This is a genomic window from Acidovorax radicis N35, assembly GCF_000204195.1.
Classification (GTDB): Bacteria; Pseudomonadota; Gammaproteobacteria; order Burkholderiales; family Burkholderiaceae_C; genus Acidovorax; species Acidovorax radicis.
Genome location: NZ_AFBG01000021.1, coordinates 214,840 through 237,371 on the forward strand (window position 1 = coordinate 214,840; position 22,532 = coordinate 237,371).

General features: G+C 68.6%; 15 protein-coding genes. 5 read left to right on the forward strand and 10 right to left on the reverse strand.

The window, feature by feature from the left end; translation table 11 throughout:
• Positions 1 to 142: 142 nt before the first annotated feature.
• From ARADN35_RS0118045 to glnE, 3 genes are all read right to left on the reverse strand, one after another.
• Positions 143 to 1,528, reverse strand: a complete 1,386-nt coding sequence (locus ARADN35_RS0118045; RefSeq protein ID WP_010464586.1) for an efflux transporter outer membrane subunit — start codon at positions 1,526 to 1,528, stop codon at positions 143 to 145.
• On the reverse strand, positions 1,525 to 2,250 hold the full coding sequence (locus tag ARADN35_RS0118050) for a TetR/AcrR family transcriptional regulator (RefSeq protein WP_010464587.1): 726 nt from the start codon (positions 2,248 to 2,250) through the stop codon (positions 1,525 to 1,527). The genes ARADN35_RS0118045 and ARADN35_RS0118050 overlap by 4 nt, the downstream gene beginning before the upstream one ends.
• 105 nt (positions 2,251 to 2,355) lie before the next feature.
• A complete protein-coding gene (glnE, locus tag ARADN35_RS0118055) occupies positions 2,356 to 5,103 on the reverse strand; it encodes a bifunctional [glutamate--ammonia ligase]-adenylyl-L-tyrosine phosphorylase/[glutamate--ammonia-ligase] adenylyltransferase (protein ID WP_029414155.1) in 2,748 nt (915 codons plus the stop codon).
• A gap of 98 nt (positions 5,104 to 5,201) precedes the next feature.
• On the opposite strand from glnE, the gene ARADN35_RS0118060 reads away from it, so the two are divergent.
• The 4 genes from ARADN35_RS0118060 to ARADN35_RS0118075 all read left to right on the forward strand — a co-directional run bounded on the left by ARADN35_RS0118060 (position 5,202) and on the right by ARADN35_RS0118075 (position 12,931).
• Positions 5,202 to 9,353, forward strand: coding sequence for a YhdP family protein (locus ARADN35_RS0118060; RefSeq protein ID WP_010464591.1), 4,152 nt, complete (start codon positions 5,202 to 5,204; stop codon positions 9,351 to 9,353).
• Positions 9,353 to 10,168 (forward strand): carbon-nitrogen hydrolase family protein, encoded by an 816-nt coding sequence (locus tag ARADN35_RS0118065; protein ID WP_010464593.1) that lies wholly within the window; start codon positions 9,353 to 9,355, stop codon positions 10,166 to 10,168. The genes ARADN35_RS0118060 and ARADN35_RS0118065 overlap by 1 nt, the downstream gene beginning before the upstream one ends.
• Before the next feature lie 72 nt (positions 10,169 to 10,240).
• Positions 10,241 to 12,295 (forward strand): two-component system sensor histidine kinase NtrB, encoded by a 2,055-nt coding sequence (locus tag ARADN35_RS0118070; protein WP_010464594.1) that lies wholly within the window; start codon positions 10,241 to 10,243, stop codon positions 12,293 to 12,295.
• Between the two features lie 6 nt (positions 12,296 to 12,301).
• Entirely contained in the window at positions 12,302 to 12,931 is a 630-nt protein-coding gene (locus ARADN35_RS0118075) for a response regulator transcription factor (protein ID WP_010464595.1), read from the forward strand.
• 86 nt (positions 12,932 to 13,017) lie between these two features.
• Here ARADN35_RS0118075 and ARADN35_RS0118080 read toward each other — a convergent pair whose 3' ends face one another.
• Positions 13,018 to 13,665 carry a YiaD family glycine zipper/OmpA-like lipoprotein gene (locus ARADN35_RS0118080; RefSeq protein WP_010464596.1) on the reverse strand — a complete coding sequence of 216 codons (648 nt, stop codon included), beginning with the start codon at positions 13,663 to 13,665 and terminating at the stop codon, positions 13,018 to 13,020.
• A 204-nt stretch (positions 13,666 to 13,869) separates the two neighbouring features.
• Positions 13,870 to 14,040, reverse strand: a complete 171-nt coding sequence (locus ARADN35_RS28295) for a hypothetical protein (protein ID WP_167539798.1) — start codon at positions 14,038 to 14,040, stop codon at positions 13,870 to 13,872.
• Between ARADN35_RS28295 and mltA the strand changes: the two genes are divergently transcribed.
• Positions 13,973 to 15,205 (forward strand): murein transglycosylase A, encoded by a 1,233-nt coding sequence (mltA, locus tag ARADN35_RS0118085; RefSeq protein ID WP_081474680.1) that lies wholly within the window; start codon positions 13,973 to 13,975, stop codon positions 15,203 to 15,205. The genes ARADN35_RS28295 and mltA overlap by 68 nt on opposite strands.
• A 115-nt stretch (positions 15,206 to 15,320) precedes the next feature.
• Here mltA and ARADN35_RS0118090 read toward each other — a convergent pair whose 3' ends face one another.
• The 5 genes from ARADN35_RS0118090 to ARADN35_RS0118110 form a co-directional block, all read right to left on the reverse strand.
• Positions 15,321 to 15,725, reverse strand: a complete 405-nt coding sequence (locus ARADN35_RS0118090) for a hypothetical protein (RefSeq protein WP_181147551.1) — start codon at positions 15,723 to 15,725, stop codon at positions 15,321 to 15,323.
• 111 nt (positions 15,726 to 15,836) lie between these two features.
• On the reverse strand, positions 15,837 to 16,154 hold the full coding sequence (locus ARADN35_RS0118095; protein ID WP_010464599.1) for a hypothetical protein: 318 nt from the start codon (positions 16,152 to 16,154) through the stop codon (positions 15,837 to 15,839).
• Between the two features lie 12 nt (positions 16,155 to 16,166).
• The gene (locus ARADN35_RS0118100; protein WP_010464601.1) at positions 16,167 to 17,927 is read right to left on the reverse strand and encodes an MFS transporter; all 1,761 of its coding nucleotides are present in this window, start codon (positions 17,925 to 17,927) and stop codon (positions 16,167 to 16,169) included.
• 94 nt (positions 17,928 to 18,021) lie between these two features.
• Entirely contained in the window at positions 18,022 to 19,554 is a 1,533-nt protein-coding gene (locus ARADN35_RS0118105) for a DUF3999 domain-containing protein (protein ID WP_010464603.1), read from the reverse strand.
• Complete coding sequence (locus tag ARADN35_RS0118110; protein ID WP_010464605.1) at positions 19,551 to 22,499, reverse strand: DUF2339 domain-containing protein; 2,949 nt, start codon at positions 22,497 to 22,499, stop codon at positions 19,551 to 19,553. Before ARADN35_RS0118110 ends, ARADN35_RS0118105 begins: the two co-directional genes overlap by 4 nt.
• Positions 22,500 to 22,532: the final 33 nt, after the last annotated feature.

Below are 22,532 nucleotides of genomic sequence, written 5' to 3' on the forward strand. Positions count from 1 at the left end.
GCCACCCGCACGGGATGAAACTGGCGCGGCCCAGGCCCGTGCCCCCGTGCAAGGGCCGCCCCGCCGCACCGGGGGCGTCCCCCTCCCGACTCGCGCAGCGGGTCGAGAGAGGGGGAAGGCGCGAAGCGACTCAGGGGGTGTTTCACTCTTTCCAGCCACCGCCTGCAGCGCGGTACAGCGAAACCCAGGCGGCCTGGCGTTCGTGCTGCAGCGCGATCAGCGCGTTCTCGGCCGCCAGGGACGTGCGCCGGGCGTCTTCCAGCTCCACCAGGCTCGCCAGCCCGCCGCGCCAGCGCGCCTCCGTGGCATCGAACGAGGTGCGGTAGCCTGCCGCCGCCACCCGCGCACTGGTATTGCGTTCGGCCGTGCTCTGCAGCCGCACCAGCGCCTGCTCGACCTCGCTCACGGCCTGACGCACCTTGGCGCGGTAGAGCGCAGCGGCCTCGTCGTAGCGCGCCTGGGCCGCATCCACCTGCGCGCCGCGCCGGCCGCCGTCGAACAGCGGCACACTCAACGCCAGCGGACCGATGGTCCAGGTGTTCAGGTCGGTCGTCACGCCACCGCTGCGCACCCAGGCCGTGCCCACCGAGCCGCTGAGCGACAGGCGTGGGTAACGCTGGGCCTGTGCACTGCCCACTTCGGCGCTGGCTGCAGCGACTTCGCGCTCGGCGTTATACACATCGGGGCGCTGGGCCAGCACTTGGGCAGGCAGGGCGGCAATGGTGAACAGGGTGTCGGGCGCGGCGGATGCCGGTGTGGACAGGCGTGCGCGCAACGCAGGCTCTTCCCACCCGGTCAGCGCTACCATGGTCTTGACTTCGACATCGCATTGCATGCGCTGCTGCGATGCGCGCGCCTGCGCTTCGGCGGCGCTGGCGCGCGCCAGGGCGGCGGTGGCGGGCGCCGTGAAACCGGCACGTTCGCTGAGGTCGGACAGCCGCGAGGTTTCTCCGCGCGACTGCGCATCGCGCTCGGCCACCTGCAGCTGCGCCAGACAGGTGCGCAGGCTGCTCGTCTGCTGCGCCACCTCGGCGGCCACGCTCACGCGGGCCTCATGCCACAGCGCCTGGGCGCCCGCCAGGCGCTGGTCGGCCGCCGTCTTGGTGGCCCGGTTGGCGCCGAAGAGGTCGATCTCCCAGCTCGCTTGCAGCCCGGCCTGCGCAGTGGTGGCGATGCCCGCGAGCTGCTCGTTGAAACCCCGGCTGGCGCTGGCCTGTGCATCGAGCGACGGCAGCAGCGCGGCACGGCTGGCCACTTGCGTGGCACGCGCCTGCGCAATGCGGGACTGGGCCTGCGCCACGCCGGGGCTGATGGCTTGCGCGGCATCGATGAGCTCGACGAGCAGTGGATCGCCCAGCTGCGTCCACCACCGGGTCAGATCCCCCAGCGAACCCTGGTGCGGCAAGGGCGCCTGCCACGCCACAGGCGGCGTTGTGGGCACCTGGGCGGGGGGCGCCGTGACGGCACAGGCGCCCAGGGCCAGGGGCAGGCAGGCGGCCCAGAAGAATCGGGTCTTGCTCAAAGTCATGCGTTGGATTCCTTGTGCGAATTCCGTGAAGTGCGGCGCGAGGGCTGTTGTGCAGCCTGCCGCCGGGCGATCTCACCCTGCACCATGCTCAGGGCGTAACCCGTCAGTCGGTCCACCCACGCATCCACAGCCCCAGACCCCGCCAGCTGCGGTGCAATAACTTGCAGCGGGTCGCGCTGGGTCCACATCTGCATGACCAGCCCGGCCAGTGAGAAGGCGAGGCGGTGCATGTCGTCGTCCGCTGCGGCCACGCCCATGTGGCGGCACAGCACCTGGACCAGCGCCAGATGGGGGGCCCGGCACTCGCGCTCAATGAGCTCGGGCCACACATGGGTCGGGTCCAGCAGCTCGCGCACATGCAGGCGCAGCGACTGGGTCACGAGGTCATCGTGCTTGAGCGGCTCCAGAAACCCACCGAAGTAGGAGGCCAGCGCCTGCTGCAGGGTCAGCGCAGGGTCAGCAAACACCGGGATGAGATCGCTGCCGCTGCCAAAAGGCTCGTAGAACGTGGCCGTGTAGAGGCGTGCCTTGTCGCCAAAGTGGTAGGCGATCGCCGCCACGTTGGTGCCTGCCGCTTCCGCAATGGCACGCACCGAGGTCTGCGCAAAGCCCCGCTCGGAAAACAGCTGCAGTGCGGCGTGCAGCAAACGCACACGCGTATCCTCGCCATCACTGCGGGCGGTGCGCTGGGCTGCGGGAATGAAATGGGCGCCAAAACTCATGGCACCGGATTAAACACCAGAATTCAAACAGTTGTTTGAATTAGCGAAGCAATGCCGAAAAATCAGCCCGCAAAAATGCAACGAAACGTCACGCCCGGATGCAGATCAAACGAATACGGACCTCCACAAGGCCAGCACCGCATCGCGCTCGGCCTGCAGGGCCGGGGGCGTGACCTGGGTGGGCGCCTCGTCCAGGCGCGCCACGTGCTGCACGCGCCGCAGCTCGCGGTAGGCATCCGCAGCGGCTACGCCCACACCCTGTGGCAACAGCCCCACCTGCTCGGCACGCTGCAGCAGCGCGATGTTGCCCACATTGCCCACCAGCTCCGGGTGGTTCGCTGACTCCGAGAGCACCAGGTATTGCACGGCAAACTCCGCATCCACCATGCCGCCCGGGCTGTGTTTCACATCGAACTGCCCGGCGCGCGTAGGGTGCGCTGCGCGCACACGCTCACGCATGGCCACGATCTCCTCGCGCAGGGCGGCCGGATCGCGCTCAGAGGTGATCACGGCCTCGCGCACGGCATCAAAGCGCGCCTGCAAGGCTTCGCTGCCCATCACGAAACGCGCGCGTGTCATGGCCTGGTGTTCCCAGGTCCAGGCCGTGTTGCTGCCCCGGCGCTGCTGGTAGTTGGCGTAGGCCTCAAAGCTCGTGACCAGCAGGCCCGAACTGCCATTGGGCCGCAGCGCAGTGTCGATTTCGTACAGGTCGCCCTCGCCCGTCTTCACGGTGAGCCAGTTGATGAGCTTGCGCACAAAAGCGGCGTAGACCTCGGGGGCGCGCTCATCGTCGTCGTCGAACACAAAGACGATGTCCAGGTCGCTGCCGTAGCCCAGCTCCTTGCCGCCCAGCTTGCCGTAGCCAATGATGGCGAACTGCGGACTCTCGCGGTGGCGCGTCTTGAGCCGGCTCCAGCACCACTGGGCCGTGATGCGCAGCACGCTGTCGGCCAGGGCGGACAGGTCATCCGCCACCTGCTCGACGGTGATGCGCCGCTCCACGTCGCGCGCGAGGGTGCGGAAGGTTTCCGCGTGCTGGGCGCGGCGCAGCAGGTTGAGCAAGGTTTCGTCATCGTCCTCGCCCGTGGACTGCAGCGACGCGAGCCGCACGGCCAATTCGCGCTCAAAGTCCGCCACCACAAAGCGCTCGGCGAGCAGCGAATCTCCCACCAGTTCATCGATGACACCGGGGTGCTGCAGCAGGTAGCGGGCGGGCCATTTGGCCGCACCCAGCAGGTGCAGCAATTGCTCATGCACAGAGGGGCGCTCCAGCAGCAGTGCCAGATAGCTCTCGCGGCGCAGCAGCGGCTCCAGCCAGTTGGCCAGGCGCAGGGCGGCCTCTTCGGTGACGCGGCCTTCCTTGAGCCACTGCGCGGTGCGTTGCACCAACCGGAACAAGCGGGCGCGGGCTTCATCGCGCAGCCCCGCCACGCGCGGGTGGTTGCGCCATTCGGCCACGCGTTCGCGGAATCCGGGGGGCAACAGCTCCAGCAGGGTGTCGAATTCAGGGGGCGCGGCAGCCGCAGCGCGCGGGCCGCCACAGCCTCCGCCATTGCACTGCTTTTTGCCCGCGCCGCCCAGCAGCGTGTCAAATTCCTGGGCTACCAATTCGCGGTGCGCGTCCAGCTCGTGCAGAAAGGCGCAGCAGTCGGGATAGCCCAGGGTGTAGGCGATCCAGGCGAGGTCGTCGTCGCGTGTGGGGAGCACGTGGGTCTGCTGGTCGTCCAGGTACTGGATGCGGTGCTCCACCCGGCGCAAAAAGACATAGGCGCGCGCAAGGGCATCTGCCGTTTCCTGCGGCATGAGGCCTGCCTGGGCCAGGCGCGTGAGCGCGTCCAGCGTGGGCCGGCGACGCAGCTCGGGGAACTGACCGCCCCGCACCACCTGCAGCAGCTGCACCGTGAATTCGATCTCGCGAATGCCGCCGCGCGATAGCTTGACGTCGTTGGCGCGCTCGGGGTGGCCCGCGCTGCGCTTGGCGGCATGGTCCCGGATCTGGCGGTGCAGGGAACGCAGCGCATCAAACACGCTGTAGTCCAGGTAGCGGCGGAACACAAAGGGCAGCACGACGCCCCGCAGTGCCTGCACCTCGGGGCTGGCAATGCAATCACGCGGTGCCACCACCCGGCTCTTGAGCCAGGCAAAACGTTCCCACTCGCGGCCATGCAACTGCAGGTATTCCTCCAGCGCCGACAACGAGACGGAAGGCGGGCCAGAGTTGCCATTGGGGCGCAGCGCCAGGTCCACACGGAACACAAATCCGTGCTCGGTGGTGTCCCCCACCAGGCTGTAAATGGATTTGACCGCCCGCGCGAAGTATTCGTGGTTGGAAATGCGACCGCGGCCATCGGCTGTGCCGACAGTCTCGCCATCGTGTTCATACACGTAGATCAAATCGATGTCGCTGGAGACATTGAGCTCACGCGCGCCCAGCTTGCCCATGCCAATGATCCACAGCTGCACGGGCTGGCCATCGGGCCCGCGCGGCGCGCCGTGGCGTTCGTCCAGCTCCTGCCGCGCCTGGCGGCTGGCGCGGTCCAGCGCCAGCTCGGCCAGTTCGGTGACGGCGCGGGTGATGTCGGCGAGCGGCGCCTGCGCGTCGCAGTCCATCTGGATGAGCCGTTCCATGACAAGCTGGCGCAGCACACGCAAGGCCGTACCCGTGTCGCAACCGCGCGTGCGCAGCGCGTCATAGGCCTGTTCCATGGTGGCCATCACGGGAGCCCCGGGCGGCAACAGGGCCAGATCGCCGGCATAGCGGCGGTGCAGGCGCTGGTAGAAACGCGAATGCTCCGCCAGCGGGCCCTCGGGCCGGGGCTGGTGACAACGGGGATCAACGGGGGACGAAGACATGGCAGACATGGCAAGGGGCCACATACATAAGGACACTGGTTTGTAGTGAACCCGCGCTAAGCCTGCGGGTCATAATTCCTGCCACATTCAATCCCAACATGATCGATCCCACCACGCACCCCACCCGCCTGCTGAAAATTGTGGCAGGTCTCGCGCGGTGGTCGCTGGGTTTGCTGCTGGCATTCTGGCTGCTGCTGACCATCGCGTGGGGGGCCCTTCATGGCTGGATTGTGCCGCGAATCGGTGATTTCCGCCCGCAGCTGGAGGCGCATGCCGCACGGGCTCTGGGGGTTCCGGTCCAGATTGGCGCCATCGCGGCACACACCGAAGGCCTGATCCCTTCTATCGAACTCTCCGATGTCACCCTGCTGGACGCTGCTGGCCGCTCTGCGCTGCGCCTTCCTCGGGTGGTGGTGGCGTTGTCGCCGCGCTCACTGCTCAAGGGCGGTTTCGAACAGCTCTACATCGAAGAGCCTGAGCTGGATGTACGCCGCACTGCAGACGGCCGCATCCAGGTGGCGGGACTGGATTTTTCCCAACAGCAGGGCGAAGACAACGCCGCAGCCGACTGGCTGTTTTCCCAGGGCGAGGTCTTCATCCGGGGCGGCACGGTGCGCTGGACCGACGAGCAGCGGGGCGCCCCGGAGCTTGCGCTGGAGAAGGTGGACCTTCTCCTGCGCAACGGCAACTGGCACCATCACATGCGCCTGGATGCCACGCCGCCTGCGGCTTGGGGAGACCGCTTCACGGTGGTCGGGCTGTTCCGCGCGCCCCTGCTGCGCGCACGCGATGGCAACTGGAAGCGCTGGAACGGGCAGGTCTTCGCCGACTTTTCCCGGGTGGACGTCTCCCGGCTTCGCCACCACGCCGATGTGGGCATGGAGATCGCCCAGGGCCGGGGCGCATTGCGCGCCTGGGCCGATGTGCAGCGCGGACAGATCGTGGGCGGCACGGCCGACCTGGCGCTCGCCGATGTCAATGCCACGCTGGGCGCGGATCTGCAGGCGCTGGTGCTGCCGTCCATCCAGGGGCGGCTGGGTGGGCGCCGGCTGAACGGGGGGTTTGAATTCTCGACCCAGGCGCTGCAATTCAAGACCGACGACGGGATCACCTGGCCAGGCGGCAACGTACGGCTTGTGCACACGGCGGCGGCCGGCAAGGCACCCGCCCAAGGCGAATTCCGCGCCGACCGCCTGGACCTGGCCACCCTGGCCCAGGTCGCCAGCCGCCTGCCCCTGGGTGCGACGGCACACGAAGCCGTGCGCACCTATTCACCCCATGGGCTCGTGGACGAGATCCAGGCGACCTGGAAAGGACCGCTCGAAAACCTGCAGCAATACCAGGTGCGCGGACGCATCCGGGGCTTGGCCCTGGCGGGGGACGCGCCGGGCAGCGCCTCCACCCAACTGGGCCTGCGCGGTGCCACGGTGGACATCGACATGACGCAGGCGGGTGGCAAGGCGGCACTGACCATTGTCTCCGGCGCCCTGGTACTGCCCGGCGTGTTCGAAGATCCTGTGCTGCCGCTGGACCGGCTCAGCGCCGACGTGCGCTGGCAACTCGATGGCGACCGCATCGCCGTGCAGGCCAACGACGTGCAGTTCGCCAATGCCGATGCCCAGGGCGAAGCCCGGGCCACCTGGCATACCAGCGATGCGGGCAAGGTGGCGCACCGCTCGCGCTTTCCGGGAGTGCTGGACCTCACGGGCACGCTGAACCGGGCGGACGGGACGCGCGTGCACCGCTACCTGCCCCTGTCCATCCCTGCCGAGTCGCGCCATTACGTGCGCGACGCCGTGGTGGCGGGCAGCGCGAGCAACGTCCAGTTCCGGGTCAAGGGGGATCTGCACCACCTGCCGTTCAACGACCCGAAGCTGGGTGAATTCCGCATTGCAGCCCGCGTGAAGGATGTCACCTACGCCTATGTGCCCACGCAGTTGCAGCCGGCCAACACATTGCCGTGGCCAGCGCTGACCGAGCTTGCGGGCGAGCTGATCTTCGAGCGCTCCTCCATGCAGGTCCGGGGTGCCAGCGGCGGCTTTGCGGGACGCCCAGGCCTGCGCCTGTCAAAGGTAGATGCCAAGATTCCGGACCTCGCCCACACCGTGGTGGGTGTCAGTGCCGATGCCCGGGGGCCGCTGACCGAACTGCTCACGCTCATGAACACATCGCCACTGGGCCGGATGACAGGCAACGCGCTGGAGCAGGCCACCGGCAACGGCAACGCGGATTTTCAGCTGCGCCTGGCCCTGCCCATCAGCGATATCAACAAGTCCAAGGTCCAGGGCAGTGTCACGCTGGCGGGCAACGAACTGCGCATCACGCCCGACACCCCTACGCTGAGCCGGGTGCGGGGTGTGGTGCAGTTCACCGAAGCCGGTTTTTCACTCAACGCCATGCAAGCCCAGGCGCTGGGAGGGCCGGTGCGACTGGAGGGCGGGATGCGTGCGCTGCCAGCCAATGCTCCGGCCACGGAATCGGCCGTGCAGCTTCGCGCACAGGGCACCGCCACGGCCGAGGGGCTGCAGCAGGCAACGCAGCTGGGCATGCTCTCGCAGCTGGCGCGCCGCGCCACGGGCAGCACCGCGTATTCCATGGCGCTCGCTTTTCGCCGTGGGGTGCCGGAAATACAAGTCACCACCAGCCTGCAGGGGCTGGCGCTGGCGCTGCCGGCTCCGCTGGGCAAGACGGCCGAGAGCAGCCTGCCCCTGCGTTTTGAAACCCAGGTGGCCCGCGAATCGCTGGTCGGCCTCACACACACAGGAAACGGCGGGGAAGCCCCGCCACTGCGCGATCAGATCACGCTGGACCTGGGAGCGCTGGGCTCAGCCACCTACCTGCGGGACCTGAGCGGGCCCCAGGCCCGCGTGCTGCGCGGCGCCATCGGCATCGGTCTCTCGGGCGGTGAATCGGCCCCGGTGCCCGCACAGGGGGTGGCAGCCAACATCAGCCAAGGCAAGCTGGATGTGGATGCCTGGGAAGATGTGCTGACGCAAGCGACGGGCAGCGAGCCCGTAGCACGCCCCGCCACGGCGCCGGCATCGCCGGGAACCCACAGCGTGGCACAGGATTACCTGCCGACCACGCTGGCCTTGCGCGCCCGCGAACTCACCCTGCAGGGCCGCACCCTCCACAACATCGTGGCCGGCGCGCTGCGTGAAGGCGCCACCTGGCGCGCCAACCTCGACGCCACGGAACTCAATGGCTACCTGGAATACCGCCAGCCAGGTGGCGCCGACCACCCCAATGGGCGCCTGTTTGCAAGGCTCTCGCGCGTGAACATGCCCCAGAGCGATGTGAATCAGGTCGAGGCGCTGCTGGACGAACAGCCCGGCGCCCTGCCCGCGCTGGACATCGTCGTGGACGACTTTGAATTGCGCGGCAAGCGCCTCGGGCGTGTGGAGATGGAGGCCCAGAACCGGGGTGGCGAAGGCGCACAGCGCGAATGGCGCCTCTCCAAGTTCAACATCACGGCGCCCGAAGCGAACTTCACGGCCAACGGCAACTGGGCAGTGCTGAACACCGCGGGGGTGGGTCCCCGCACACCCGACCGGCGTACCGTGCTCAACTTCAAGCTGGACATCCGCGACTCGGGCGATCTGCTGGGCCGCATGGGCATGGCCAATGTGGTCCGGCGTGGCAAGGGCCGCATGGAAGGGCAGGTGGCCTGGATCGGTGCTCCGTTCAGCCCCGATTACCGGACCATGACCGGTCAGATCAACCTGAACATCGAGTCGGGCCAGTTTCTCAAGGCCGACCCGGGCCTGGCCAAGCTGCTGGGCGTGCTGAGCCTGCAATCGCTGCCGCGCCGCCTGACGCTCGACTTCCGCGACGTGTTCAGCGAGGGCTTCGCCTTCGACTTCGTGCGCGGCGACGTGCGCATCGAGCAGGGCGTGGCCACCACGAACAACCTGCAGATGAAGGGCGTCAATGCCGCTGTGCTGATGGAGGGCAGCGCCAACATCGACCACGAAACCCAGGACCTGCGCGTGGTGGTGGTGCCCGAGATCAACGCGATGACCGCGTCCCTGGTGGCCACGGCCATCAACCCGGTCATTGGACTGGGCAGCTTCCTGGCCCAGGTGTTCCTGCGCGGCCCGCTGATCGAGGCGGCCACGCAGGAATTCCGCGTCGATGGCACCTGGGCAGACCCGCGCGTGGTGCGCGTGGCGCGCCGCAACCGCGAGGCAACCCCCGCCACCGGCACCCCAGCACGCCCCAGCACTCCCCGAACCGGAGAACCCTCATGATGAAAGTCGCCGCGATCCAGATGGTGTCGTGCACCCGGCTTGACGACAACCTGCGCGCCGCACGCGCCCTGCTGGAGCAGGCGGCCAGCGAAGGGGCCGAGCTGGCGGTTCTGCCCGAATACTTCTGCGTGATGGGCCACAAGGACACCGACAAGCTCGCCCTGCGCGAAGCCCCGGGCGAAGGCCGCATTCAGCACTTTCTGGCCAGTGCAGCGCGCGAGCTGCAGATGTGGATCGTGGGTGGCACCTTGCCCTTGTTGGCCACCACACCCGAGCGCGTGCGCAACACCACACTGGTGTTCAACCCCAGCGGTGACTGCGTGGCACGCTACGACAAGATCCACCTCTTCTACTTCGACAACGGGCGCGAGCAGTTCCACGAAGGCCGGGTCATCGAAGCGGGCAACACGCCCGTGCAGTTCGAGCTGCCGTCGCGCGACGGCCACCGCTGGCGCGTGGGCCTCTCGGTGTGCTACGACCTGCGTTTTCCCGAGCTGTACCGCGCCCACGCCAGTGCCGGTGCAGACCTGCTGCTCGTACCCAGCGCGTTCACCCACACCACCGGCCAGGCGCACTGGGAGGTGCTGTTGCGCGCCCGTGCCGTGGAGAACCTGGCCTACGTGCTGGCGCCAGCCCAGGGCGGCGTGCACGAGAACGGTCGGCACACCTGGGGCCACAGCATGCTGGTGGACCCCTGGGGCATGGTGCTCGCGCAGCAGGACCAGCTCGCGGGCGTAGTGTCGGGTGTGGTGGACCCGCAGCGCCTGCGCGACCTGCGCCTGCAATTGCCTGCCTTGTCGCACCGCGTCCTGTGAAATGAAGCACAACCCCCTGAGCGGCTCCGCCGCTTCCCCCTTCTCTCGCGCAGCACGCGGGGGATGGAAGGGATGAAGGTCAGTCTGAACATCCTTGCCAGGCGCTGGCGGGGCGCCTGGCGGCGCTGGTCGCTGTGGACCCTGCTGGTAGCCCTGGTGATCTCCATGCTCGCCACTATGGTGTGGCTTGCGGGGCGCTATGAGGCCAGCCAGGTGCAGTCGCGGCTCGAGCGTGACACAGCCGACGCGGTGTCCGACATCCGCGTGGCGCTCACGCGCAACCTGCAAAGCCTGCAGGCACTGCACGCGGGCGACCCAGGCCAGCTGGCGTGGGAGGTCGATGCCGCCGAATTGCTGCGCAGCCGGCGCGAACTGGTGCGCATCGAGTGGCGCGATGCCAACCTGCGGGTGCGCACCCACGCCCAGTCGCCCTACCGCCCCGTGGCGTGGGACGCCCGGCTGCGCGAGGGCAATCAGTCCGATGCCGCCATCGCCTGTGCCAATGCGCGCCGCCTGAGCAGCCCGGCCTATTCGAGCAGCTACTTCCAACCCCATGGCGACGGGCTGGGCTCGGAAATGATGGAGCTGTGCCTGCCCCTCACCTCGGGGGGGCGCAGCACCGGGTTCCTGGTGGTCACGTATTCGCTGCAGGACGTGTTGATCAACCTGGTGGCGCACAACCTCACGCGCAGCCAGGAAGCCTCCTTCACCGAGGCCGACGGCACCCGGCTGGCCGTGCTGGGCGCCGCGCGCCGGGGCTCGCGCATGTTCACGGCCACGCACCTGCTGGATCTGCCCGGCAGCACACTGGTGCTGCGCATGGATACCTGGCACAGCGCGCCCAGCCTGTTCCCCAATGTATTGACCGCGCTGGTCACCGCCATGTCGATTGCGCTGGTCACCGTGATGGTGGTGCTGGTGCGCGACAACCGCAGGCGCCTGCGCGCCGAGCGCGACCTGGCGGACGCGCTGGCGTTCCGCAAGGCCATGGAAGACTCGCTGGTCACGGGCCTGCGCGCACGCGATCTGGAAGGTCGCATCACCTATGTCAACCCGGCGTTCTGCGCCATGGTGGGGTTCAGCGCGCAGGAGTTGCTCGGCCAGAGCGTCACCGCGCCCTACTGGCCACCCGAACGGGTAGAGGAGTACCGCCAGCGCCAGGCCATCCGCTTCGCGGGCACCATGCCGCCGCGCGAGGGTTTCGAGTCCGAATTCATGCGCAAGGACGGCACCCGCTTTCCGGTGCTGATCATTGAGGCCCCGCTCATCAACGCCCAGGGCCTGCACACGGGATGGATGAGCGCGTTCCTCGACATCAGTGAGCAGCGGCGGGTGGAAGAACTGTCGCGCGCGTCGCAAGAGCGGCTGCAAGCCACCGCCCGGCTGGCCACCGTGGGCGAAATGGCCTCGCTGCTGAGCCACGAGCTCAATCAGCCCCTGGCCGCCATTTCCAGCTACGCCACGGGCTCCATCAACCTGCTGGAGGCGCCCCCACCACAGGACCAAGGCGCGGGCGCCGCCGCCCATGCAGAGCAGTTGCAGGATGTGCGCATGGCCATGCAACACATTGCGCGGCAAGCCGAACGCGCTGGCAAGGTGATCAAGAGCGTGCACGACTTTGTGCGCCGCCGCGACCAGGCACGCGAGGCCGTGTACGCACAGCAGTTGCTTGACGCCATCCTGCCGCTGGTGAGCCTGCAGGCACGCAAGCTGGGGGTGCGCGTGAACACCACGGTGGAACCCCAGTTGCCCCCCGTGTTGTGCGACCGCACCATGGTCGAACAGGTGCTGCTCAACCTGGCGCGCAATGCCATGCAGGCGATGGACGACCCCACCATCCCCACACGTGTGCTCGACATCCGGGTGCGGCGTGCAGCGTCGAACCAGCACAGCGGCTGGATCGAGTTTGCCGTGACCGACCTGGGGACCGGCATTGCGCCCGAAGTGGCCGCGAAGCTCTTCACACCGTTCTTCACCACCCGTCCGGAAGGCATGGGCCTGGGCCTGAGCATGTGCCGCACGGTGATCGAGCAGCACGGTGGTTTCCTCGGATTTGCGCCCCATGGGCCGCGTGGTACGGTATTTACCTTCACGCTGCCCGTTTCCCAACCTTCGCCTGAAACCTGATCCCTGATGGAACCCGTATCCAACGCCACCGTGTACATCGTGGACGACGACGCCAGCGTGCGCGAAGCGCTGGCGTGGTTGCTGCGCTCGCGCAGGCTGCTCAGCGAATCCTTCGAGAGTGCCGAGGCCTTTGACGCTATGCTGTCTGGCCGCCCTGCCCAGCGCCAGCCTTGCTGCCTGCTGCTGGACGTGCGCATGCCCGGCATGAGTGGCCTGGCGCTGTTTGACCTGCTGGCGGTGCGCGGCGACCTGGCCACCATGCCGGTGATCTTCCTGACCGGGCATGCGGACGTGCCCACCGCCGTGGACACGGTCAAGCGGGGAGCGTTCGATTTCTGCGAGAAGCCGTTTTCCGACAATGCCCTGGTGGACCGTGTCGAGCAAGCGCTGGCCCAATCGGCGGAGCGCCTGGCGCAACTGCGCGAACGCAGCGACCTGCAGGTGCGCCTGCGCGACCTTACGGACCGAGAACGCGATGTGATGGACCTGGTGGTGGCGGGCCTGCCCAACAAGCTGATCGCGGACCAGCTCGATATCAGCGTGCGCACGGTGGAGGTTCACCGATCACGCGTGTTCGACAAGATGCAGGTCAAGTCGGCCGTGGAGCTGGCCAACCTGCTGCGCACCGGACAATGAAGTAGACAACCCCGGAGCCCCTACGCGTTTTCCGCTGGCTTGCGCCCCGCCTGTTTCACCGCTCTTTCGCGTTCCAGGCGCCAGGCTTACCCCCTCGGGCGTTCTCCGACGAAGATCTCTACACGCCGATTGCGCGCCCGGCCATCAGCCGACTCGTTGGCGGCGATGGGGTAACGCTCGCCCATGCCATCGATGGCGATGCGGCGGCCATCCACGCCCCGCGCAGCCAGGTAGCTGCGCGTGCTGGCTGCGCGGTCCACCGACAGCGGGTTGTTGATGGCGTCGCTGCCGGTGTTGTCCGTGTGGCCCACGATGCGCACGTCCGTGTTGGGGTTGTTGCGCAGCCCGGCGGCAAACTGATCAAGCACGGGCGCGAAGTTGGGCTGGATGTCCGAGCGGCCCACGGCGAACGAGATGTCGCTCGGGATGTTGAGCATGAGTTGGTTGTCGGCGGTCTGGGTTACGGCAATGCCGGTGCCCTGGGTCGCACGCTCCATCTCGCGCTTTTGCCGCTCCATGTTCTGCGACCAGATGTAGGTGCCCAGGGCCCCCACGCCCGCGCCCACCACGGCGCCGGTACCGGCATTACCGCCGGTGGCCGAGCCGATCACGGCGCCAGCCAGCGCGCCCACGCCGGCCCCTGTGGCAGTGCGGCGCTGGGTGTCGTCCATGTTGGCACAGCCGGTGGCCAGAACGAGGACGGCGGTCGCGCCGAGAAGAATGTGTTTGCGCATGGTGGTGCTCCTTGAAAGATTCAATGGAGCTGGGCGCTTCGGGAGTTCCGTTCGCGTGCCGTGTGGCCTGTCCTTGGCCCCGGCCTCGGGTGCGCCCAGCTCAACGCCATCGTGGCCGCAGCCAGGCTGGGGCACCATCGGCACAGCGGCACCCTGGCTGTAGGACGAAGCCGCCTGGGGCCCACGCCCCACACGCGCGCCTAGTCATTGCGCCGGGGGCGGTGGAGGAGGAGGAACGGGGGGCGACGCCGCCGACGGGGAATCCTTCGGGGGCGGTTGCAGTTCACCACCCTTGCGACCGGAAAACATCGTCCACCAGACAATCGCCACCAGCAGCACCAGCGCGAGCAGCGCTTCAAGCAAAATCAGCCCCATGAAATTGACACTCCTGCGCCTTGTATCGACGGCGCTGATTGTAGGAACGCTGGTGGCCTGCTCCAGCCCTCCGCCCGCAAGCCCCTCCCGCACCCCGGCCATCCCGGCGCCCTTTCCGTCGTTGCCGCCCGGCGCAGTGGTGCTGCCGGGCGACACCGGCCCGCTGCCTCCGCCGATGGCCCAGCCCAAGAGCCGCTGGGTGCCCGTGCGCTGGGCCGAGCTGCCAGGCTTTACCGAAGACGCGCTGCACGAGGCCTGGAACGCCTGGATCAAAAGCTGCGAACGTCCCCAACCCCCTTTCACCGCGCTGTGCAGCGAAGTGCGCCAGCTGAGCATCGCCACCGCCGACGAGCAACGCGCCTGGCTCATCGCCCGGCTGCAGCCCTACCGCGTCGAGGCGACCGACGGCAATGCCGAAGGCCTGCTCACGGCCTACTACGAGCCGATGATGGAGGCCACCCGCCAGCCCGGCAATGGTTTTACCGTGCCCATCTACCGCGTACCGACCAGCCTCGGCGCCCGCAAGCCCTGGTACACGCGCCAGCAGATCGAATCGCTGCCCGAGGCGCAGGCCGCGTTGGCAGGCCGGGCCATCGCCTGGCTGCGCGACCCGGTCGAATCGATGGTGCTGCACATCCAGGGCTCGGGCCGCCTGCGCATCGCCGAGGCCGACGGGTCGGTGTCGCTGGTGCGCGTGGCCTACGCGGGCACCAACGACCAGCCCTACCAGAGCATCGGCCGCTGGCTGCTGGACCAGGGCTACACGCGCGACGCGACCTGGCCCGGCATCCGCGCCTGGCTGGCGGCCAACCCGCAGCGCACCAACGAGCTGATGTGGACCAACCCGCGCTACGTGTTCTTCCGCGAGGAGCCGCTCAACCCCCTGGACGCCGGCTTCGGCCCGCGCGGCGCGCAGGGCGTACCGCTCACGCCCGGCCGCTCCATCGCCGTGGACCGCCAGAGCATCCCGTACGGCACGCCGGTGTGGCTGGCCTCCAGCGGCCCACAGGTGCAGCTCAACCGCATGGTGATGGCGCAGGACACCGGCAGCGCGATCCTGGGCGCGGTGCGGGCCGACTTCTTCACGGGCTGGGGCCCGGAGGCCGGGGACATTGCCGGGCGCCTGAAGCAGAACCTGCGGCTGTGGGCGCTGTGGCCCCGGTGATTTTTAAGAGATTTTGGCTGCTAGCGCTTATTGGATAAGCGCTAGGAGCTATTAAATCAAGAGCAAACTCTCCAGCAGCCCCCACGCACCGGCGTTCAGCGGCTGGCTTCCACGTTCACGGGCACGGCACCCTCATCGCTTCGGTCTCCACCCGCTGGGCCGCAGCCGCTGCGGCGAAAGCCATCGCCGGGGGCACGGTCACGGTGCGCAATTGATCGCCTTCGATGCGGTACTCGTACTCGCGCGTGGTGCCCACCATCTCCGTCCTGAAGGTGCTGCCCGCCATGGTGGCCGCATACACCTGGGGGCGGACGAGCTGGTACCGGTACGTGGTGGTGGCTGCTCCGCTGGTGGTCTTGCAGGTCGATTCGAACTGGTCCTCCTTGAACTGCAGGGTGCAGCGGCCCGAGGTGTCTTCGGCCTTTTCGCCATCCTGGGTGGTCAGCACGATCTTGGCGGCGCGCCAGCAGCCGAGGAGAGCGGGGTCGGGGGTGGCGGCGTGGACACAGGGGATGACCAAGGTCAGCCAAAAGACCGGCCAAGAGCGTGCGAAGCAATTCATGTGGACTGAAGTTTGAATTCGATGACAAGTCAGCAATACCGAAAACCCAAGCGAAGCTGAAGCGGTGAATTAAGAATCTGGATCACCAAATATGAGATGCATGACGTGAGAAAGCTCCAACTGATTGCAGCCGCGCGAGCTGATACCGCCACGCAGGTTTGGCACGCCCAGCTCCCAGCCATCCTCGATGTCCGAGTAGTAAAGCAGCTGTTCTTGGTACTCGGCCACAACATAAACGAACTCACCCGGCGTATCCGCTACTGGTACTGAACGTGAAGTAATACGGATAGCATCAAATTTCTGCCGATGTAGCGGGTGTACCGCCGCCAAGCCATCAGCGAGGAGCTGTTCGACCTCTTCAAGCGTCGCGGATTGCCAAATCGTCACGCGAAAATCCTTCTACTCCACCGCCCACCGCGTCACCCGTGGCGGCGCATCCCCCACATGGAACGCGAGCTTGCGGTCGCGCAGCGCCACGTCGGACGCCGTCACCCGGTCGAAGCGCCGCAGGTGCTCCGTCCACGACTCGTCCTCGATGCGTTCCACATACCGCGCGGGCTGGCTGATGTCGTGCAGCAGTTGCCAGGCCAGCGCGCCCTGGCGCAGGCGGCTGCGGCGGCTCTCTTGCATCACCGCGCGGAATTCGGTGGCACGCGTGGGGTCGATGAAATACTCGATGGTGACCACCACATGCCCCGTGCTCGGCGGCGCGTCGGCCACGGGCGCCTTGAAGGCGCGCGAGGGACTCAGGTCCTCCTCCATGCTGCGGTCGGCCACCAGGCGCTGCACCAGCAGCATGGCCACCACGCCGGTGCCCGCGGCAATGCCCAGGCTCACGTGCACGTCGCTGAGGGTGGCCACCTGGCCCCACACCGCGGCGCCGAGCGCGGTGGCGCCCATGATGGCCATCTGGTAGATCGACATGCCGCGTGCACGCACCCAGTTGGGCAGTGCGAGCTGGGCCGATACGCTCAACGAATTGGCCGTGGTGATCCACGCCATGCCGGCCACGAACATCGCGGGCACGGCCACATACACGTTGGGCGCCACGGCCATCACACCGGTGGCAGCGGCCTGCAGCATGGTGCCGCGCATCACCAGCACATCGCGCGCCATGGCCTGGCGCAGGCGCGGCAGGAACATCGCGGCCGTGATGGCCCCCGCGCCCATGCTGGCCAGCAGCAGCGTGAAGGTGCCTGCACCGCCGCCCTCCAGGCCCCGGGCCAGCAGCGGCAGCAGGGCCAGCAGCGCGGTGGCGTGCAAGAAGAAGATCGAGATGCGCCACAGCACGGCGCGCATGCGCGGCGACTGCCGCACGAACTGCAGGCCCACGCGCATGGCGCTGGGCAGCCTTTCGCGGCCCAGCGGACTGGGCACGTGGGTGCGCTTCCAGCGCATGATGACCAGGCCCGAGATGATCGACAGCACGGCATTGAGCACGAACACCCAGGCGCTGCCCGCACTGGCGATGATGGCGCCGGCCAGCAGCGGGCCGATGATGCGCGATGCGTTCATCGCGACGCCGTTGAGGGCCAGCGCGGCCGGCAGCTGCGGGCGGCTGACCAGCTCGGGCACGATGGCCGCGAACACCGGCCAGCGCATGGCCAGGCCGATGCCGTTGGCAAAGGTGAGCATCAGCAGCAGCGGCGCCGTCATGCCGCCGGCCATGACGAACACGCACAGCACCAGCGCCACGGCCGCCACCCAGAACTGCGTGGCGATGAAGTAGCGCCGCCGGTCCAGGATGTCGGCCAGCGCGCCGCTGGGCAGGCCCAGCAAAAAGACGGGCAGGGTGGAGGCCGACTGCACCAGGGCCACGAGGATGGGCGAGGTGGTGAGCGTGGTCATGAGCCAGGCGGCCGCCACGTCGTTCATCCACATGCAGGTGTTGGCCGCCACCCAGGTGAGCCACAGCATGCGGAACACCGGCACGGACAGCGGGGCAAACGGCGAGAGGGATGCAGCCTGGCTCAGCTGCGCCGCGCTCTGGTCGAGCTGCGCGGCAACGGATTCTTCGGTGCCCTGCGCGACCGCGGCGCGGTCGGCGGCGGACGCGTCGCCGGTCGACCCGCGCGCTGCGGCATCGGCAGCGGGGGTCAGGTCAGGAGCGGGGATGGGCGCAGTGCTGCGCGTGCTTTCGTGGGACGGCGAAGGTGGCATGTCTTCGCATTGTGCGACGGTTGGAGCGGCCATGGTGCGTGCGGCGCGGAATAGCCACCTTGGCGGAGCGCCGCACCATCACAACACGGCACGGTCACACCGCATCGCGCGGCGAATCCGGCGCACGGCTCGCGGGTTCCATCGCCGGTTGGCTCGCTGGTTTCGTTTGCCGCATCAGCAGCCAGGCCATGAGCCCCAGTGCGCCGACGCCGGCCAGCAGCACCGCCCACAGCACCCAGCTGCGCGTGGACAGGCCGTCGCTGGCTGCGGCTGCGGCCACCAGCGGACCACCCGCGGGCTTGCCGCCGGTGATGTCGGCCCGAGCCACATCGGCCAACGCCAGGGGCAGGGTGTTCTCCTGCTGAGGCTGGTAGCCCGGCACCAGGCTAGCCAGGGGCAGGAACGCGCTCGCAGCCGCACTGGCGCCGGGCAAGCCGGCCGCCAGGGTGAAGGGGCCCTGCCCGCTGGCCAGGAACACCAGCTGGGCCGGCTCGAACTGCAGCGCCAGCTCGGGCGCGGCGGCAAAGCCGGCCGACCTCGCGTCGGCCTCGATCTTGACCTCGCGCACCGAGGCGCCACCCAGCTCGACCGGGGCGTTGGTCTGCTCCTTGCCGCCCGTGGACATGCGGTACACCGTGGCGCTGGCCAGGTGCGCCCAGGGCTGCTCACGGTCGTTGCGGCCCAGCACGCGCACCGGAAGCAGCACATTGCTGCCTTGCGGCGTGATCTTGAGCGCTGCGACCGGTGTGGCAAACGGCAGCGCAAACACCAGCTCGCGCGGGTTGTTGCCCAGCGGCGGCACGGCCATGCTGGCGCTGACGCGCTCGCGCGGGCCCATGCCGCGCGAGGTGGCCAGCGTGGCGCCACGCAGCGTCACGGCGGCGTCGCCCCAGGTCACGCGCAGGTAGTGGTCCTTGAGGTCGGCCCGTTGCAGGTCGATGTGCTCACTGCCCAGGCGGCCCGGTGCCGCTGAGGGCGCTGTCGTGGTCGTGGGCGTGCCCGCCGCGTCAGCGCGGTACAGCACCGTCTCGGCCAGCGGTCGCCAGTTCTTCAGGTCGCGGCTGGCCTGCACCGTAAAGGTCACCGGTTGGCCCGCGGGCAGATCGGCGTCCAGCGCCATGCGGGCCACGGGCAGTTGGACGCTGCGCGCGTCCAGCAGCGCGCCGCGCACGGTTTGCGCGCCGACAGGAGCAGCCGTTCCCGCCGTGTCGATCTGCACCACGCGCCGACCCTGTTGCTCCTCGATGCGCAGCGACAGGCCTTCCAGCCCGGCCTGCCCTGGCGTGCCGGGCCCGCCCAGGATGGGATAGGCCGGCAACACCACCGATTCCTCCGGCGCGCTGGCTGCGGCCACGCCGGCCAGCGCCATGGGCACCGGCTGGCCTGCGCCGTTGAAGAGGCGCACGTCGGCATAGCCCGGGTTCTGCAGGCGCACCAGCACCTCGGCGGGCAGCACGACGCGCTGCAGCGGCGCATCGGCCGCCAGCGTGACAGGGATGCGGATGGCGTAGGCGGCCGGGCTGTTGGCATCGGCCGCCGCCTGGACACCCCCGGCGGCCAGGGACAGGGCGGCAGCGGCCAGCCATGCTGCTACGGGCCGCGGCAGGTGGTGACGGGGAGACTTCATGACAGTGATTCCTCTTGCGCCGGGGTCACAGGTGCCGCAGGTGCGACCGGTGCCACGGGCGCGCCCGGCGGAGCATCCGGCGCCGCACGGGGCGCGGCCTTGGGCGGCAGCGGCGCGAAGTAGCCCACCACCAGCATCAGCACACCCACGGCGATGAAGGCAATGATGCGTTCGGCACCACCCGCGTTGGACAGATCAATCAGCAGCAGCTTGACCACCACCAGCCCCAGCAGGCCTGCACCCACCAGCCACAGCGGCCGCTGCGCGCGGCGGTGCGCCAGTACCATCATGCTGAGCGCCAGCAGCGTCCACAGGATGGCGTAGCCGGTCTGCACGACGAAGCTGTCGAACAGCGCCGAGGCATCCCAGCGCACGCCGAAGAAGTGGTGGGCCACGCGCAGCCACACGGTGTTGATCACGATGAACACCAGCAGCGCCAGCGCTGCCAGCGCATGCCGGCCGGTCACCCAGCCCGCGTGGGCAGGCTGCGGCAGCGCCGACACCAGCACCCGCCGCCAGAACACCAGCCCGCCCAACGCCAGCGCCAGCGTGAGGTCGGTGGGGTTGAGCAGCGGGATGTACGGCAGTGGTGCGGTGTGGCCCGACGAATGCACCGCAGCGACCAGCGCACCCCAGAACACCATCACCGCCAGCGGCAGCGCCGCCAGCCAGTAGTAGGCCTCGGCATGCGGGTTGAGCGGCCAGGGCAGCGCTGCGCGCGCCGCAGGCCGGTTGCCGCGGCCGGCCCACAGCGCCAGCGCCATCAGCACCGCAATGGCGCTGACCAGCATGACCACGCCGGCCCACGAGGTGCGCCACAGCTCGGCCTTGCCGATGCCGGACCACAGGCAGTCGGCCAGCAGAAAGGTCACCAGCCACGCCGTGGCGGCATGGAACCAGCCGAAGGCCGACATGCGCGCTGCGGGCTTGCCGTCTCCAGCAGCCGCCGCCTGCAGGCGGTCGGTCTGGCGCAGCATCCACACATGCAGAGCCAGCACCACCGGCCACACGGCCCAGGCGGGCGTGGCCAGCACGCGGTAGCCGTCGCCCACCTGCGCGACAAAACCCAGCGCCAGCACGGCGATGGTGCCGCGCGCCGGCCAGGTGGCCACGGCCCAGCGCGTGCGCAGGCCCAGCACCATCGACAGCGCGGCGCTGAGCACGACGGCCAGCATGGCCAGCAGTTCGATGACGCGTTCGGAGAACACCGGCACGGGCCACTGGCCCGCCTCCAGGCCGGGCACGCGCCGCGTGATCTCAAGCAGCCAGGCGAGGCACCAGAAGGCAAAGCCGTAGAGATAGGCCGGGCTGGACAGCCGCGCCTCCACACCCGCATAGCCCTTGGCCCAGGTCGAGCCGCTGTGCGGCAGCGGCTTGCGCAGCCACCAGGCCAACAGCAGCGCTGGCAGCGCGATCAGCAAGGCGCCCAGGAACGCCGGGTTGATCAGCGGCAGGGCCGAGATGCTGGATACGCCGTCCATGAAGGCCAGCATCGCCACACCCTGCAGCACGATGCCGAAGGCGCGCGGCATCCAGCGGGCCTGGCGCATGCCGACCCAGAAGGCGCCAGCGCCCTCGAGGGCCCACACCGCCGACGTCCATTGGGCGTCCAGCGCCAGCGGCACGGCCAGCGTGGCAAAGCCCACGCCGATGGCAATGAAGCATTCGATCAGCAGGCGGTAGCTTGCGAGTGCGCGGCGCACCAGCACCATGGCGGCCAGCAGGTACAGCGCGGCAAAGGCCACCGCCGAGAAGGCAGCGCCCAGCTCGAAGGGCTGCGCCAGCCCGGCCTGCAGCCCAAAGCCCACCAGCGGCGTGCCGAACACCAGCATGGTGTCGACCGCATTGCCCAGCTTGGTGGGCGTATTGCGTGCGTACAGGATGGCGGCGAACAGGTAGATGAGCACAAAGACCGCGAGGAAGGGCTGGGTGCTGGCGTACTGGTCGGGCACGTACTTGAGCACGCCCCAGGCCGAGGCCACGCCGAAGGTCGCCACAAAGCCCACCACGTTCAGCACGCGCCACGAGCGCTTGTAGGCGATGAACAGAATGGCCAGGTTGAGCAGGGTGTAGTAGCTGAACAGGCCCACGTGGCTGCCTTGGCCCGTGGACAGCAGGATGGGCGCCGCAAAGCCACCGGCAAACGCAGCCACCGCGAGCGAGCGCGAGTCCTGCAGCAACGCCAGCGCGCAGCTGGTGGCGCAGACCGCGATCATGAGCGCGAAGGCCAGCGTGGGCGGCAGCAGCCCGTAGAGCCGGAAAGCCGCAAACACCGTGAGGTACATCACCGCCACGCCGCCACCCTGCAAGGCCAGCGCGAAGGCCGGTTTGTCGGTGCGCTTGCGGAAACCCACCACCAGCAGCGCAATGGCCACGCCGGCAATTGCGGCCAGGCGGAATTCGACCGGGAACAGGCCCGCCGAGGCTGCGTACCGCGCCAGGAAGGACAGGCCGATGAACAGGATCACCAGCCCGACACGCACGATGGTGTTGCCGCCGAGGAACCAGTTCTTCGCGGCCAGCACCGCTTGCTCGATGGCGTTGGGCGTTCTGGGCGGCGCAGGAGCACGGGGCTGTGTGGCAGGTGGTGGGACAGGCGGCAAGCCCTGCGGCGTGAGTTCGCCAACCCACTCCGCATCGACCTCCTCAATTGGACTTTCACTCGCGGCAGGCATGGCCACGACCGGCACAGGGACTGGTGCCACCACGGGTGCAGCGGGCGCCCGGTCTCCAGCCAGGGTAGGCGTCGTAGCCACTGGTACAGGGTTGACGGCGGGTTTCGCGGCCTGCGCCTGCAACTCGCTGCGGATCGCAGAGCGGACGGCCCAGCGCAGGGACAACCCGGCAAAAAAGCCCAGGATGCCGCCGACGTAGGGCCCGAAATCGCCGTAGCCGCCAAACCACGAGCCCAGTACCGCGCCCCAAAAAATGCCCCAGAAGATCATGCCGACCGCTCCCTCGTTGGAGCCCCTGTGGAC

Bases quoted from the DNA above. Each gene is read 5' to 3' on its own strand.
- ARADN35_RS0118045 (WP_010464586.1), bottom strand. From the start codon at position 1,528: ATGACTTTGAGCAAGACCCGATTCTTCTGGGCCGCCTGCCTGCCCCTG.
- ARADN35_RS0118050 (WP_010464587.1), bottom strand. From the start codon at position 2,250: ATGAGTTTTGGCGCCCATTTCATTCCCGCAGCCCAGCGCACCGCCCGC.
- glnE (WP_029414155.1), bottom strand. From the start codon at position 5,103: ATGTCTTCGTCCCCCGTTGATCCCCGTTGTCACCAGCCCCGGCCCGAG.
- ARADN35_RS0118060 (WP_010464591.1), top strand. From the start codon at position 5,202: ATGATCGATCCCACCACGCACCCCACCCGCCTGCTGAAAATTGTGGCA.
- ARADN35_RS0118065 (WP_010464593.1), top strand. From the start codon at position 9,353: ATGAAAGTCGCCGCGATCCAGATGGTGTCGTGCACCCGGCTTGACGAC.
- ARADN35_RS0118070 (WP_010464594.1), top strand. From the start codon at position 10,241: ATGAAGGTCAGTCTGAACATCCTTGCCAGGCGCTGGCGGGGCGCCTGG.
- ARADN35_RS0118075 (WP_010464595.1), top strand. From the start codon at position 12,302: ATGGAACCCGTATCCAACGCCACCGTGTACATCGTGGACGACGACGCC.
- ARADN35_RS0118080 (WP_010464596.1), bottom strand. From the start codon at position 13,665: ATGCGCAAACACATTCTTCTCGGCGCGACCGCCGTCCTCGTTCTGGCC.
- ARADN35_RS28295 (WP_167539798.1), bottom strand. From the start codon at position 14,040: ATGGGGCTGATTTTGCTTGAAGCGCTGCTCGCGCTGGTGCTGCTGGTG.
- ARADN35_RS0118100 (WP_010464601.1), bottom strand. From the start codon at position 17,927: ATGCCACCTTCGCCGTCCCACGAAAGCACGCGCAGCACTGCGCCCATC.
- ARADN35_RS0118105 (WP_010464603.1), bottom strand. From the start codon at position 19,554: ATGAAGTCTCCCCGTCACCACCTGCCGCGGCCCGTAGCAGCATGGCTG.
- ARADN35_RS0118110 (WP_010464605.1), bottom strand. From the start codon at position 22,499: ATGATCTTCTGGGGCATTTTTTGGGGCGCGGTACTGGGCTCGTGGTTT.